The 13,748-nt window shown below is 57.0% G+C and carries 15 protein-coding genes; 9 read left to right on the top strand and 6 right to left on the bottom strand.

Annotated elements, in window-relative coordinates; all coding sequences use genetic code 11:
- Positions 1-4 precede the first annotated feature (4 nt).
- Positions 5-1,198: a radical SAM family heme chaperone HemW gene (gene hemW / locus ACI3K0_RS11245; RefSeq protein ID WP_183823597.1), complete on the top strand. Its 1,194-nt coding sequence runs from the start codon at positions 5-7 to the stop codon at positions 1,196-1,198.
- A gap of 132 nt (positions 1,199-1,330) precedes the next feature.
- On the opposite strand, the gene ptsN is transcribed toward hemW, so the two are convergent.
- The 6 genes from ptsN to lptC all read right to left on the bottom strand — a co-directional run bounded on the left by ptsN (position 1,331) and on the right by lptC (position 6,377).
- Complete coding sequence (gene ptsN, locus ACI3K0_RS11240; RefSeq protein WP_183823595.1) at positions 1,331-1,795, bottom strand: PTS IIA-like nitrogen regulatory protein PtsN; 465 nt, start codon at positions 1,793-1,795, stop codon at positions 1,331-1,333.
- A 63-nt stretch (positions 1,796-1,858) separates the two neighbouring features.
- The gene (hpf, locus tag ACI3K0_RS11235) at positions 1,859-2,437 is read right to left on the bottom strand and encodes a ribosome hibernation-promoting factor, HPF/YfiA family (protein WP_148146003.1); all 579 of its coding nucleotides are present in this window, start codon (positions 2,435-2,437) and stop codon (positions 1,859-1,861) included.
- Between the two features lie 206 nt (positions 2,438-2,643).
- Entirely contained in the window at positions 2,644-4,182 is a 1,539-nt protein-coding gene (rpoN, locus tag ACI3K0_RS11230) for an RNA polymerase factor sigma-54 (protein WP_183823593.1), read from the bottom strand.
- A 128-nt stretch (positions 4,183-4,310) separates the two neighbouring features.
- Positions 4,311-5,093: an LPS export ABC transporter ATP-binding protein gene (gene lptB, locus ACI3K0_RS11225; RefSeq protein WP_148146280.1), complete on the bottom strand. Its 783-nt coding sequence runs from the start codon at positions 5,091-5,093 to the stop codon at positions 4,311-4,313.
- Positions 5,094-5,126: 33 nt separating this feature from the next.
- Positions 5,127-5,645 carry an LptA/OstA family protein gene (locus ACI3K0_RS11220; protein ID WP_246436069.1) on the bottom strand — a complete coding sequence of 173 codons (519 nt, stop codon included), beginning with the start codon at positions 5,643-5,645 and terminating at the stop codon, positions 5,127-5,129.
- 63 nt (positions 5,646-5,708) lie between these two features.
- On the bottom strand, positions 5,709-6,377 hold the full coding sequence (gene lptC, locus ACI3K0_RS11215) for an LPS export ABC transporter periplasmic protein LptC (RefSeq protein WP_148146279.1): 669 nt from the start codon (positions 6,375-6,377) through the stop codon (positions 5,709-5,711).
- Between the two features lie 189 nt (positions 6,378-6,566).
- Between lptC and sppA the strand changes: the two genes are divergently transcribed.
- From sppA to ACI3K0_RS11175, 8 genes are all read left to right on the top strand, one after another.
- On the top strand, positions 6,567-7,523 hold the full coding sequence (gene sppA / locus ACI3K0_RS11210; protein ID WP_148146000.1) for a signal peptide peptidase SppA: 957 nt from the start codon (positions 6,567-6,569) through the stop codon (positions 7,521-7,523).
- 26 nt (positions 7,524-7,549) lie between these two features.
- Positions 7,550-7,849 (top strand): integration host factor subunit beta, encoded by a 300-nt coding sequence (locus ACI3K0_RS11205; protein WP_112454414.1) that lies wholly within the window; start codon positions 7,550-7,552, stop codon positions 7,847-7,849.
- 83 nt (positions 7,850-7,932) lie between these two features.
- The gene (locus ACI3K0_RS11200) at positions 7,933-8,244 is read left to right on the top strand and encodes a lipopolysaccharide assembly protein LapA domain-containing protein (RefSeq protein WP_183823589.1); all 312 of its coding nucleotides are present in this window, start codon (positions 7,933-7,935) and stop codon (positions 8,242-8,244) included.
- Between the two features lie 211 nt (positions 8,245-8,455).
- Entirely contained in the window at positions 8,456-9,577 is a 1,122-nt protein-coding gene (locus ACI3K0_RS11195; protein ID WP_394353663.1) for a class I SAM-dependent methyltransferase, read from the top strand.
- Positions 9,574-10,434: an RNA methyltransferase gene (locus ACI3K0_RS11190; protein ID WP_183823587.1), complete on the top strand. Its 861-nt coding sequence runs from the start codon at positions 9,574-9,576 to the stop codon at positions 10,432-10,434. Before ACI3K0_RS11195 ends, ACI3K0_RS11190 begins: the two co-directional genes overlap by 4 nt.
- Positions 10,431-10,919, top strand: coding sequence for a signal peptidase II (gene lspA, locus ACI3K0_RS11185; RefSeq protein ID WP_183823585.1), 489 nt, complete (start codon positions 10,431-10,433; stop codon positions 10,917-10,919). The genes ACI3K0_RS11190 and lspA overlap by 4 nt, the downstream gene beginning before the upstream one ends.
- 58 nt (positions 10,920-10,977) lie before the next feature.
- Entirely contained in the window at positions 10,978-12,774 is a 1,797-nt protein-coding gene (locus ACI3K0_RS11180) for a hybrid sensor histidine kinase/response regulator (protein WP_183823583.1), read from the top strand.
- 98 nt (positions 12,775-12,872) lie between these two features.
- Positions 12,873-13,745 (top strand): GNAT family N-acetyltransferase, encoded by an 873-nt coding sequence (locus ACI3K0_RS11175; RefSeq protein WP_183823581.1) that lies wholly within the window; start codon positions 12,873-12,875, stop codon positions 13,743-13,745.
- Positions 13,746-13,748 lie beyond the last annotated feature (3 nt).

Below are 13,748 nucleotides of genomic sequence, written 5' to 3'. Positions count from 1 at the left end.
CTTCGTGAACGCCGTAGCCTCCAACCTGCCCAATACGCTGCTTCCCGACACGGGTGAGCCGGGCTTCGGCGTATACGTCCATTGGCCGTTTTGTGCTGCCAAGTGTCCCTATTGCGACTTCAACAGCCATGTCCGCCATCAGCCGGTGGATCAGGCCCGTTTCACCGCCGCTTTCCTCAAAGAGATGGAAACGATGCGGAAGATGAGCGGCCCGAAAGTCGTGACCAGCATTTTTCTTGGCGGCGGTACGCCGTCGCTCATGGATCCTTCAACCGTTGAGGCGATCCTCAACGGCATTGCCCGTCACTGGAACGTTCCGGATGGAATCGAGATCACCATGGAAGCCAACCCCTCCAGTGTCGAGGCGGAGCGTTTTCGTGGTTATCGGGCAGCCGGTGTCAATCGTGTATCCATGGGCGTGCAGGCCCTCAACGATGCCGATCTCAAATTTCTCGGCCGGCTGCATGATGTTGCGGATGCTTTGAAAGCGATACGGCTGGCGCGTGAGATTTTTCCGCGCATGTCCTTCGACCTTATCTATGCCCGGCCCAGGCAGACGGTTGAAGCGTGGGAAGCCGAGCTTAAGCAGGCAATTTCCTATGCGGTTGACCATTTGTCCCTCTACCAGCTAACGATCGAGGAAGGCACGCCCTTTTACGGATTGCACAAGGCAGGCAAGCTCATCGTGCCGGATGACGATCAATCCGCCTTGCTTTACGAGGCAACACAGGAAATCACCGCACGTCACGGCATGCCGGCTTATGAAGTGTCCAATCACGCAAAGCCCGGCGCCGAAAGCCGCCATAACCTGACCTATTGGCGGTATGGCGATTATGCAGGTATCGGGCCGGGTGCACATGGTCGTCTTACCCGTGGCCGTAACAAGATCGCCACCGCCACCGAGCGCCGTCCCGAAACCTGGCTTGAGCGTGTAGAAGCCGAAGGCCACGGGATGAACGATCAGGAAGTTCTCGGCTACGATGAGCAGGCAGACGAACTGCTGCTGATGGGGCTGCGCCTCACCGAAGGCGTCGATCTCGCCCGCTGGCAGGAACTCTCCGGCCGCGATCCGGATCCTGTCCGGGAGCAGACTTTACTGGAACACGGGTTTATCGAGCGTCTCGGCAATTCGCGTCTGCGCTGCACGCCAAAGGGGATGCTTATCCTAGACGCGGTCGTTGCTGATCTCGCCTGCTAAAAGCAATATCGGCAGGAGTGGAAACCGGTTTTCCGTCAGGAATCGCGGTAAAAATAGACAGGCCCGTTTCGCGTTTCGAAGAAACGCGGAAATGATCTGATCAATCGATTTTCATGAAAAGGAAAGCGGCATTCAAGCCGCGTTATTAGTCTGCTCTTCATTGAGGAAGGCATAGATCGCGGAGGCGGAATCGGTCTGCCTCAGTTTCGCGGCAAGATCCTGGTCACGCAGCACGCGTGCAATGCGCGAAAGCGCCTTGAGATGGTCGGCGCCAGCGCCTTCCGGAGCAAGAAGAAGGAATACGAGATCCACCGGTTCGTCATCCAGTGCCTCGAAATCGACAGGGCTCTCCAACCGCGCAAAAATGCCGCTGATCGATGAAATACCGTTAAGCTTCCCATGCGGAATGGCGATGCCATGTCCCACACCCGTCGATCCCAGCCGCTCGCGCTGCAGGATGACGTCAAAGATTTCCCGTTCGGAAACGCCCGTCAGCTTGGCGGCCTTAGTCGCCAATTCCTGCAGGAGCTGTTTCTTGGAGGTCGCTTTTAAGGCAGGGATAATCGCATCTTGATGCAGCAGATCTGCCAATGCCATTCGTTTCTTCCTTTGTGCCGCGAAGGCAGGGGAAGCGTCGTTGCCGACGCCTCCCGAGTTTCGTTAGTTCTTGATATTGGTGGAGTCGATCCAGCCAATATTGCCGTCGTGGCGCCTGTAAACGATGTTCAGCTTCTCGTCACCGGGGCTACGGAAAAGAAGCACGGGTTCATCCGTCATATCCAATGCCATGACGGCCGTCGCAACTGACATCGTTCTCAGCTGCTTGGTAGTTTCGGCAACGATCGTCGGAGCAAAATCGTCCGGCACATCGTCTGCCTCTTCAGGCACCCGGTCCATGACCGTGTAAGCCACTTCGGCAAAGCCGTTCTGCTGGTTGGTGCCAGCGTGATGATCCTTTAGACGGCGCTTATAGCGACGCAGACGCTTCTCTATACGCTCGGCGGCAGCATCGAAACTGCCCTGCGGATCATTGGCTTCGCCTGCGGCGTGAAGCACGATCCCCGTATCGAGATGCACTTTGCAATCGGCAGAAAAACGTGGGCCGGATTTCTCTACGATAACCTGGCTAGAATAGCCTCCATCGAAGTATTTGGTTATGGCCTCCCCGATATGGTCCTCGATCTTTTGGCGGAAAGAATCACCGATTTCCATATGCTTACCGGAAACACGCACACTCATGGAATTATTCCTTCTTGTCGTGACTTGCGTGTTCCAGTCTACGCCAAGCCGCTCTCTCATCCAAGCCGTCCGAACCGATTGCAGCAAAATAGCGCTACCTGTCCTGCCTTGCGCGGAATTGTGGGGAAGCCCCGCTGGCGGCGGCGCTTCTAGCCTTCGTTGGAAAGGAAGTCAACGTCTCGACCTATGGATGCATCGCACGCTGGTCACAACGTGGCTACTCTGGCCGCAGCGCGCTTCTCTCGCCGGCGCTGAACCGACGAGGGAATGTTCATGGCTTCCCGATACTTGGCGACCGTGCGGCGGGCTAGGTCTACTCCTGCCTGCTTGAGGCTGGTCACGATGTCGTCATCGGAAAGAACGGCGTCAGCAGCTTCCTGTGTTATCAGCATCTTGATTTTGTGGCGAACGGCCTCGGCGGAGTGGCTGTCGCCACCTTCATCGGCCGATCCGATCGAAACCGTGAAGAAGTATTTGAGCTCGAACATGCCCCGCGGCGTCAGCATGTATTTGTTCGAAGTAACGCGGCTTACCGTGGACTCGTGCATCTTGATGGCTTCTGCGACGGTCTTCAAATTGAGCGGGCGCAGGTGATCGACACCGTGCATGAGAAAAGCGTCCTGCTGGCGGACGATCTCTGTTGCGACCTTCATGATCGTCTTGGCGCGCTGGTCCAGGCTGCGGGTCAGCCAGTTGCCGTTCTGCAGGCAATCGGAAAGAAATGCGTAATCTCCGCTGTTTTTCGGGCAGTTCTTCGATACCTGTTGAAAATAGGTCTGGTTGACCAGAACGCGTGGCAGGGTTTCCGGATTAAGTTCCACCGCCCAGCCGCCGATATTGGCAGGACGGACGACGATGTCCGGCGAAATAACATCAGCGACCTGAGTTGCGAAATCTGCACCCGGCTTCGGGTTCAGTTGGCGAATTTCAGCAAACATGTCGATGAGGTCCTCGTCATCGACGCCGCATAACTTTCTGAGATTTGCGAAATCACGCTTCGCCAAGAGGTCCAGGTGGCGGACCAGGGTATCCATGGCGGGATCGAGCCGATCCCTTTGTTTAAGCTGGATCGCCAGGCATTCGCCGAGTGAACGGGCAAATATGCCGGGTGGATCAAGTGTCTGCAGGCGCACCAGTACTTGCTCGGCGTACTCGGTCGTTATGCCGAGCCTGGCAGCGATCTCGTCGAGGTCGGCCTGAAGATATCCTGCATCGTCCAGTTCTTCATTTAGCTGCTGGGCAATAAGGCGATCCTGCGACTGTTTGAGCAGCAGCGGGATTTGCTGGCTGATGTGCTCCCGTAGGCCGACTTCGCTGGCAATGAAATCGTTGATATCGTAATCATCGCCGGCATCACCCGCTGGCATCGATTTCCATTGGCCCATTAGCTCGGGCGCATCTCCTCGCCGCTCGGGCGGGTCGTCGGGAAAGACGTTTTCAGTGCCGCCGTCCAGGCCTTCGCCAAACGTTTCTGTAATGACGATACCCTGCTCGTCCCGCCATGCTCCCGCATCGACATCGGCTTCTGCGGCAATGTGATCCGTTGTGTCGCCATAGCCCAATTCTGCGCCACTTTCGCCGTCCGATGGCGAAATTTCGAGCAGTGGGTTCTTTTCTATTTCCTGCGCGATGAACTGGTTCAGTTCGAAATGCGTCATCTGCAGCAGCTGAATCGACTGCATCAGCTGCGGAGTCATCACAAGCGATTGGGTCTGTCGCAGGAAAAGGCTGGCGGTTAAACCCATGGTGGACGCTAAACTCCCAAAACACCCGGCCGCGCACTCATTGCGTGGCCGTCATGCGCATCTGGCACAAGAATTGCTTTTTTGAGAGATTTGGTCAAGCGCCGAGGTGGCGGAATTGTGACGCTATTTTAAAGGCTGAACTTGTCGCCAAGGTAAAGTCGACGGACATCCTGGTTATTAACGATGTCAGAAGCCCGGCCGTGGGTCAGCACTTCACCCGCATGGATGATATAGGCTCTATCGATAAGGCCGAGCGTCTCACGCACGTTGTGATCGGTTATCAGTACGCCAATGCCGCGTGCCGTCAAGTGTCGGACAAGATTCTGGATATCCGATACGGAAATTGGATCGACACCTGCAAAAGGTTCGTCGAGCAGCATGAACGACGGGTCTGTTGCCAGTGCCCGGGCAATTTCCAGGCGGCGTCGTTCGCCGCCCGATAAGGCCACGGCTGCAGACTTGCGGAGCTGGCTGATGTGAAATTCTTCCAGCAATTCGTCGAGCTTCGCTTCTCGCTTGTCCCGGTTGGGTTCGTGGACCTCGAGCACGGCACGGATATTGTCTTCCACCGACAGCCCGCGAAAGATCGAAGCCTCTTGCGGCAGGTAGCCGACACCAAGTCGCGCCCGGCGATACATCGGCATGCGCGTTACTTCATTGCCGTTGATCGCGATCATTCCCTCATCGACCGGAACAAGGCCGGTGATCATGTAGAAGCAGGTTGTTTTGCCCGCGCCATTCGGCCCGAGCAGGCCAACGGCCTCCCCACGGCGCACGACCAGCGATACGCCGTTCACAACGCGTCTTGTGTCATAGGTCTTGGAAAGTCCATGCGCGACGAGGGTCCCCTCATAGCGCGCCTTGTCGCGTGCGATAAAGGGTTCGGGCGAAGGCGTTTTCCTTGCCGTCAACTGGGGGAGAAAAGGAAGTTTCACGTTATGAGTCTATTGTTTAGGCCGCGACTTTGGGTCGAGCATGATTTCAACGCGACCACCGCAGCTGTCGAGCTTGGCTTGGCCGCTCGCCATCTGCACAGTCAGCTTGCAGCCTTTGAACACATTCGGTCCATCGGAAAGCACAACCTGCTTGCCGGTCAGCACAAACGTCTGGCTCGCCATGTCGAACTGGCCAGCTTCGGCTGTCGCTTGCTGTGTACCCGAACTCAGGAAAACCGTATCATCGAGAAAAATCTTGTCGATGTCGGCGTTGCCGCTGGAAATCGACGCCGCACCGCCGTCGCCATTGGCTTTCTCTTTGTACTGAACGGTCATCTTGCCGGCCTTCAGTGTGGTTGTGCCCTGCACAACATTCACATTACCGGTGAAATAAGCCTTTTTTTCCTGATCCTTGATCTCCAGCTGGTCGCTCTGGATCTGGATAGGCTGATCGTTCGACAGCTTGAGACCGCTCATGTTGCTCGTTGTAGACTGAGCAAAGGCGGAAACACTGAGGCAGGAAAACATGGCCACCGCGGTCGCGGCAGGAATGCTGAGTGAAAAACAACGATGCATCATGGCGGCCGGGCTCTATTTGCCTTTGTTGCGGATGGCTGCGGGATCGAGATGGACCCGAACCTTACCGGTGAAGTTGAGGGTATGCCCCTTATCGGTGATCTTCATGGAATCTGCAACAATAGAGCCTTGGCTCATCGAGATATTAACCGCATCGGGCGTGTTCATCGTCCCGCCGGGAATATCGAGATGAGCAGATTGGAAGTGGGCGGTGATCCCGTTGCTCAGATTGACGTCGAATGGTGCAGTCAGATCCAGGATGTCGGCACCACGGTCGAAATCTGCACTTGTTGCGGTTACGCGCGCGATCAGGTCGTCATTGATCGGCACTGCCGCTTTGACGTCCTTGAGCGTGATTTTATTAGGGTTTTGGATGTCCTGAAGAGCTTTGTTGGCCAGCATAGAGTAGCTGATCCCGTCACTGTTGCGGCCGGATATGGCGGGCCGCTCCATGACAATCTTTCCGTCTTCTATCTTGGCGCTCTCGATTGACAGATTTTCTGGCAGATAGGTCCGGACAATGGCAACGCCAATAAAGCCAAGCGAAATTAGGCCCGCAGCCACAGGTAGGAGAATTTTCAGCCGGCTGACGCGCGAAGAATGGGACAGCGCAGCATCGTAAGCGCTTGTCGGCGCCTGTATCGATGCGAGTATGCTTCCTGTCTTTCGTATATGCTGCAGCATGAAGCTCCATTTCGTCGTTTCCGGCGATCTCTTCGCTAGCCGATAGGGCAGGGCGATCAATCGTCGACCGCCAATATGGTTTTTATTCTTCAACAAACAATAATGGAGAACATAAAAACGTGATACGAACCGCTGCAATCGGGCAAATTGGGGCCTATGTAAAGCGCTTTAGGCATTAAGGGAAATTTTATGGACCAAATGGCAATCGCGGATCGGCGCCAGTTGCGCCGCAAGCTCAGCTTCTGGCGCGTCGCGGCATTGATCTTTTTGGCGGCCATTGGCTTCGTATCCTATTGGGCAATCGCCGGTGAGCAATCCGGTTCTGCCGTCCCCCATATCGCTCGCGTGAATATCTCCGGAATGATCACGGATGACCGTGAGCTGATCGAGCGTCTTGATCGTGTTGCGGAAAGTAGCCAGGCCAAGGCCTTGATCGTCTCTATTTCCTCACCCGGCGGAACCACCTATGGTGGCGAGCGCCTCTATCAGGCCATCCGCAAGGTGGCCGAAAAGAAGCCGGTCGTTTCCGACATTCGCACCTTGGCGGCATCTGCCGGTTACATGATCGCTACGGCCGGAGACACGATTATTGCCGGCGAAAGCTCGATCACCGGGTCGATCGGCGTCATTTTCCAGTATCCGCAGGCCGATGAGCTGATGAAGAAGATCGGTGTATCGCTCGAGGAAATAAAGTCCTCACCGCTTAAGGCCGAGCCGTCGCCTTTCCATCCGGCCAGCGAGGAAGCCAAGGGCATGATCCGCAACATGATCATGGATAGCTATGGCTGGTTTGTGGACCTTGTGGCCGAACGCAGAAAGCTACCGCGCGACGAGGTTTTGAAACTTGCTGACGGCACGATCTTCACCGGAAGGCAGGCTTTGAACGTCAAGCTCATCGACAAGCTCGGCGGCGACGACGACATTCTGGATTATCTTGATACGCGCGACGTTTCCCGCGATCTGCCGATTGTCGAGTGGAAAAAGAGCGATTCCTCGTCGTCCTTCTGGTTTGCCCATGCGCTGACGGGGCTTTTCCGTTATCTCGGTGTCACTCTGCCGATCACGCCGGATGCGATCGATGGTTGGGGTTCCGGCAAGTTGTTCCTTGACGGTCTTGTCTCGGTTTGGCAGGTTGGCAAAGGTTGAAAATCTAATTTTTTCAGGGGGCAACCGTGATTAAGTCTGAATTGGTACAGATCGTTGCGGCACGCAATCCGCATCTCTACCATCGCGACGTCGAGAACATCGTCAATGCCGTGCTCGATGAAATCACGGATGCGCTTGCTGGCGGTAACCGGGTTGAGCTGCGTGGTTTCGGCGCTTTCTCGGTAAAGAACCGTCCGTCGCGTTCCGGGCGCAACCCGCGTACGGGTGAGAGCGTCTTTGTCGAGGAAAAATGGGTGCCGTTTTTCAAAACCGGTAAAGAGTTGCGTGAGCGCCTCAACCCGGGCATGGCCGACGAGGACGATTGAGCGCGGATATCGCCGCAGGGTCTTGAAACTGTGGCGTCCGGGCCAATCTGCTATGGCTGAATGAGAAATTGCCGGAGTGACCTATGACGAAGCTTAAGCGTATTGTTTCGCTTGTCGTTTTCGTGCCGATTGGCATCGTCCTGATTGTCTTGGCGGTGGCGAACAGGCAGGTGGTCACACTGGCGCTAAACCCGTTCCGTCCACAAGACAGCATATTGTCCGTTTCGGCGCCGTTCTTTGTTTTTGTTTTCCTGGCGATCTTGGTGGGCATGGTGATCGGCGCTTCTGTGACGTGGTGGAAACAAGGCCACTATCGCCGCCAGGCTCGCGTCGAAGCCAAGGAAGCGGTGAAATGGCAGAAAGAGCATAAGGCGATCGCCGCTCGACGGGGCTGACAGATGGCGAACCGGCCCCGGTTCCTTCCCAGTCTCGCGTAACCGCTGTGATGAAATCCTCCTGACATCGTGGGCTATTTTTTTCGGCCCGCAGACCTGGAATAGCCCCATCCTGCTCCCCGCATTTGCTTTCGTCGCGTATGATCGCATGGGCTTTGCCGAATGCGCTGCAGATGCTATCTGCACGAAAATGAAAGCGAAGGATCAACCGTTGAAGAGCAGAGACAAGCGGATGGGGCAGAAGGCTCCTTCTCGGGGCGGCAATGCGCAGGACCGGCATAGCGTCACCGGCAAGCCGAAGTCTCCCGTTGCCGCATCGCGTCCGAAAGCAAGCGACAAGGCGAGCGAGGTCAAGCCCGTCATCAGCCAGTCTGCAGCGCAAACGCGACCGCTTATGGTACGCGAGGGCGATCTGCCGAAAGAAAATGTTCCGATTATTCTTGAGTCGCAGAATGCCGGCGATTTCCATCTGGTCGACAGCGGCAAGGGTCTCAAGCTCGAAAAATACGGTCCGTATTTTGTCGTCAGGCCCGAGGCGCAGGCGCTCTGGCAGCCATCTCTGTCAGCGGACGTCTGGAACAGGGCCGATGCCGTCTTCACCGGCAACACCGATGAAGACGGCATGGGCCGCTGGAAGTTTCCGCGTGAAGCGCTCGGCGAGACCTGGCCACTTTCGCTGCTGGACATCGATTTTCAAGGCCGCTTTACCGCATTCCGCCATATGGGCTTTTTCCCCGAGCAGATCGTCCACTGGACCTGGGTCCGGGATCGGGTCGAAGAGGCGAAGGCAAAGGGCCGCACGCTCAAGGTGCTCAACCTATTTGGTTACACCGGAGTGGCGTCGCTGGTGGCAGCTGCTGCCGGCGCAGAGGTGACCCATGTCGACGCCTCTAAAAAGGCCATCGGCTGGGCGCGGGAAAACCAGGCTCTTTCGCGTCTCGACAAGGCTCCGATCCGCTGGATCTGCGAGGATGCGATGAAATTCATCCTGCGCGAAGAGCGCCGGGGCAGCACTTACGATATCATTCTCACCGACCCGCCGAAATTCGGCCGTGGTCCGAATGGCGAAGTCTGGGAGCTTTTCGAGCACCTGCCCGTCATGCTCGACGTCTGCCGTGAACTTCTGTCGAAGAATTCCGTCGGACTGGTCCTCACTGCCTATTCCATCCGGGCGAGCTTCTATTCCATCCACGAGCTGATGCGCGAGACGATGCGCGGTGCCGGTGGCACGGTGGAATCGGGTGAACTCGTCATTCGTGAGACGGGTATCGACGGCAAGGCCCGTGGCCGTGCCCTATCCACCTCACTCTTCAGCCGCTGGGTTTCCCAATGACAGACGAATTCAGAAAGCCGGGTGCCCGCAAGGTCGGGCAGGTGAAGGAAGTTACCTCGCTCGCCAACCCGATCATCAAGGATATCAAGGCGCTTTCCAACAAGAAGGACCGCGAAGCGGCCGGGATCTTCATGGCCGAAGGCCTGAAGCTCGTCATAGACGCGCTGGAACTCGGATGGGAAATCCGCACTCTCATTTATGCCAAGGCCGCCAAGGGCAAGCCACTGGTCGAGCAGGCCGCCACCCGCACGGTGGCAAATGGTGGCCTTGTTCTGGAAGTTTCCGAAAAGGTCCTCTCGTCGGTTACCCGCCGGGACAATCCGCAAATGGTTGTCGGCATTTTCGAACAACGCTGGAAGCGTCTGGAAGACCTTGCACCTGGCAGGGATGAAACCTTGGTGGCGCTCGATCGCGTCCGCGATCCCGGCAATCTCGGCACGATCATACGCACGGCAGATGCTGCCGGTGCTTCCGCCGTCATCCTCGTTGGCGATTGCACTGATCCGTTCTCGCTTGAAACCGTCCGTGCCACGATGGGCTCGGTCTTCGCACTTCCCGTGGTGAAATGCTCGGTGGACGAGTTTCTTGGCTGGCAGAAGCGTTCAGGCGTCAATGTCGTCGCAACCCATCTTGCCGGTGCCGTCGATTATCGTACGGCCGACTACAAGAGCAAGCCGGTCGTCATCCTGATGGGCAATGAGCAGTCCGGCCTGCCGGATAATCTTGCCAAGGCCGCCAATCGTACCGTGCGCATACCGCAGCAGGGCCTTGCCGACAGCCTCAATCTGGCCGTCGCAACCGCCGTCATGCTTTTCGAAGCGCGCCGCCACCTCTTGACGTTGGAAGACAGAACATGACGCAAGGCGTAACACCTCTGTCTCGGCCACTGATTGCAGGCATCGTCATCGTAATTGCGGTCATTCTCGATCAGGCCATCAAGCTTGCGGTGGAAGCTTGGCTGCCTATGCACGAAGCAGTGCCGGTCATCCCGTTCCTGGCGCTCTTCCGAACGTATAATCTCGGTGTTGCCTTCTCGCTTCTATCCGGCATGGAGCGCGAATTCATTATTGGCATGCGCATTGTCATCGTTGGTGTCGTTCTCTGGCTTTGGCGCCGCACCCCGGTTTCGAGAACATTTGCGCATGCAGGTTTCACCCTGATTATCGCCGGCGCTGTCGGTAACCTGATCGACGGTTTGGTCTATGGTCACGTCATAGATTACATCCTGTTTCATACAGAGACGTGGTCGTTTGCCGTCTTCAATCTGGCCGACAGCTTCATAACTATCGGAGCCGGCTTGGTTATTCTGGATGAGCTTATCGGATCGAAATCGGGCGATTAAGTCCCTGTTAAGCCGTCGGCCTAAGGATTGCGAAGGAAAGCCCGTGTAGGCTTAATCCATGCGCACCCTCGCCGAGTTGCAAGACAGATTGACCAAGGCCTTCTCCCAGCCCCATTCTGCTGAAGGGCAGGCGGAGCAATTGTCTGAACTCATCGTCGAGCCGCCCGCAGAAATGGATTTCTTCGCTGCTGTAACCCCGCGGCACCTGAGCCCACTGCAGAACCTTATTTTCCAGTTGAAACGTTTGTCGCCCGGCCGGCACTCGCTGAAGAACCGCCTGAAAGAATCCGAAGCCGCTAGCGAAGCAAAATCGCGCCGCCTTTCGACTGTCGTGCATGAGATCCGAACGCCACTGAATGGCATTCTCGGCATGACACATCTGCTCAGCCAGACGAAGCTGACCGCTGAACAGCAGAACTATCTCAGCGGCATTCGCCAGTCCGGCCATCTCCTGGCCCAGCTGGTCGATGATATCCTCGATCTCTCCACCATGGAGGCAGGCCGTTTCCGGCTGAACACGAGAGCGGAAAATCTTCGCCAGTTGCTGGAAAGCGTAGTGGAAATGCTCTCTCCACGCGCCCACGAAAAACGCATCGAGATCGCCGCGACCTTTGCCGCCGATCTTCCCGAATTGCTGGATTTCGATCCCGCTCGTCTTCGCCAGGTTCTATTCAATGTCATGGGCAACGCGGTAAAATTCACCTCCAGCGGTGGTGTGCTCGTTCGGGTGACCCTTGCTGAGGCTAACGTCGAAATCGCTGTCATCGATACTGGTCCGGGAATGACACCCCAAGAGCAGGCGAGAATCTTCGGTGAGTTCGAACAGGTCGGATCGGTGGAGGCTCGCAGTGGAGGGACAGGCCTCGGCCTCGGCATCGCGTCGCGCATTCTGGCGGAGTTCGACGGTTCTCTTTCGGTCAAGAGCCGTAAGGGTGAGGGCAGTACCTTCACAATTCGCTTCCCTGTTCGTCTTGCCGAAGATGTGGCCGCGGGCGAAACCGACAGAAGCGGCATGCTGGCGCGGTCTTGTGTGATCTTGCTCGCGCCGCAAGGGCCAACGGCTCAGGCTACCGTTGCAACGATCGAGGCGCTGGGCGGCCGTTGCCGCCACCTTTCCACAACGCAGGACGTGTCGATGCTGATCGACCGGGCGGCGGATGGGCAAGCGCCTTTCACGGATCTGATCGTCGACCATCGGCTGGCATCGGATTATGCCTGCGAGCCGCTTCACAAACCTCTGCATCGCATTCTCCTCGTCAATCCGGAGGAGCGGGCCTCGCAGCCGCAGGATCTGTTCGATGCCTGGCTGATCCGCCCCCTGCGAGAGCGGTCGCTTGTCGACGTGTTGAGTGGCCGCATGCGTGGTTTCAGCCGTATCGACAATCAGTCGCAGAGCGTGCCGTCCCATGCGGATGGGATCGAAGCATTTGTGCCTTTCGATATCCAAAGAGAGTTGGATATCGTTCTTGCCGAAGATGATCCGGTCAGTGCCATGCTGCTGCGTACGATGCTGCAGAAGAATGGTCACAAGGTTCGATGGGTCACGGATGTCCCAAGTTTCCACAATCTTGTTCGCGCGCCCGGCGCGCCGCCTGACCTGATTATAACCGACTTGAACATGCCGGGTGGGGATCCGTTGGATGTTGTCACCGATCTGCGCGAGGCCGAAAAAACAATGAATAGTCTCGCAGTTCCGGTGATCGTCTTGACCGGCGAAGATCGCGACGAGGCTCTGCAAAACGCGTTGACTGCCGGTGCACAAAGGGTCCTGCAAAAGCCCGTAGAGCCAGCCCGTTTACTCGCTGACATTGGTCATCTTCTCTCGGAGAATATCGCGCGTCAGCGTCTCCGTTGACGGATTCTTACCCGCAGCCTATTGTGACAATCGATGTCACGTTCCTGTTGCAGAGACGTGATTAATGGCGGTGATCCAACCGGTACGGGTGACTCACCATGGCAATCGAACTCCTGAACCGCGAATTGACCCTCGATCATCCCTCGACACCGGCGCCTTCCATCGAGAAGAGCGATGTATTCGGCCGCATAGGCTCGTTGGAAACGCGGCTTGCGCGCAACAGCCGGGAGATCGATGCGGCACAGTCGGTTCGCTATCGCGTTTTCGTTGAAGAGATGAATGCGATGCTGCCTCCCGAGGCGATGCATCTCAGGCGCGATTTCGATAGCTATGACGATATCTGCGATCATCTTCTAGTGGTCGACAATGCGATTGATGGCGAAATCGAAGATCAGATCGTTGGCACCTACCGCCTGCTGCGCCAGGAAGTCGCAATGGCCAATGGTGGTTTCTATTCCGCCTCGGAATTCGATATCGAGCCGCTCCTGAAGCGCCATCCCGACAAGCAGTTCATGGAGCTCGGCCGTTCTTGCGTCCTGCCCGATTACCGCACGAAGCGGACCGTGGAACTGCTCTGGCAGGGCAACTGGGCTTACGCACTGAGGCACGGTATGGGTGCCATGTTCGGCTGCGCATCCTTCCCCGGTGTCGATCCGCAGGAACATGCGCTCGCTCTTTCCTTCCTGCACCAGAATTCGCGGGTGAAGGATGAGTGGATGGTGTCGGCCAAATCGGATCTCTATCGCAAGATGGACATGATCCCCGCCGACGAGATCAATCCGCGCCAGGCCCTGTCGGCCATGCCACCGCTGGTCAAGGGTTATCTACGTCTCGGCGCAATGATCGGTGACGGTGCAGTGGTCGACCAGGCCTTCAACACGACCGACGTCCTGATCGTCCTGCCGATCGCCGTCATTTCCGGCCGCTATATCAACCATTTCGGCGCCGACGCCGGCCGCTTCGCCAGCTGAGTG

This window comes from Rhizobium sp. ZW T2_16 (assembly GCF_044987325.1).
In the GTDB taxonomy this organism is placed as follows: domain Bacteria; phylum Pseudomonadota; class Alphaproteobacteria; order Rhizobiales; family Rhizobiaceae; genus Neorhizobium; species Neorhizobium cellulosilyticum.
This window is presented reverse-complemented; position numbering and strand designations above follow the sequence as displayed.

What these genes read in the sequence shown, in the direction of transcription:
- hpf (WP_148146003.1), bottom strand. Translation starts at nt 2,437, where the DNA reads ATGAGTGTGCGTGTTTCCGGTAAGCATATGGAAATCGGTGATTCTTTC.
- ACI3K0_RS11180 (WP_183823583.1), top strand. Translation starts at nt 10,978, where the DNA reads ATGCGCACCCTCGCCGAGTTGCAAGACAGATTGACCAAGGCCTTCTCC.
- ACI3K0_RS11200 (WP_183823589.1), top strand. Translation starts at nt 7,933, where the DNA reads ATGACGAAGCTTAAGCGTATTGTTTCGCTTGTCGTTTTCGTGCCGATT.
- lspA (WP_183823585.1), top strand. Translation starts at nt 10,431, where the DNA reads ATGACGCAAGGCGTAACACCTCTGTCTCGGCCACTGATTGCAGGCATC.
- rpoN (WP_183823593.1), bottom strand. Translation starts at nt 4,182, where the DNA reads ATGGGTTTAACCGCCAGCCTTTTCCTGCGACAGACCCAATCGCTTGTG.
- ACI3K0_RS11190 (WP_183823587.1), top strand. Translation starts at nt 9,574, where the DNA reads ATGACAGACGAATTCAGAAAGCCGGGTGCCCGCAAGGTCGGGCAGGTG.
- lptC (WP_148146279.1), bottom strand. Translation starts at nt 6,377, where the DNA reads ATGCTGCAGCATATACGAAAGACAGGAAGCATACTCGCATCGATACAG.
- sppA (WP_148146000.1), top strand. Translation starts at nt 6,567, where the DNA reads ATGGACCAAATGGCAATCGCGGATCGGCGCCAGTTGCGCCGCAAGCTC.
- ptsN (WP_183823595.1), bottom strand. Translation starts at nt 1,795, where the DNA reads ATGGCATTGGCAGATCTGCTGCATCAAGATGCGATTATCCCTGCCTTA.
- ACI3K0_RS11175 (WP_183823581.1), top strand. Translation starts at nt 12,873, where the DNA reads ATGGCAATCGAACTCCTGAACCGCGAATTGACCCTCGATCATCCCTCG.
- ACI3K0_RS11220 (WP_246436069.1), bottom strand. Translation starts at nt 5,645, where the DNA reads ATGTTTTCCTGCCTCAGTGTTTCCGCCTTTGCTCAGTCTACAACGAGC.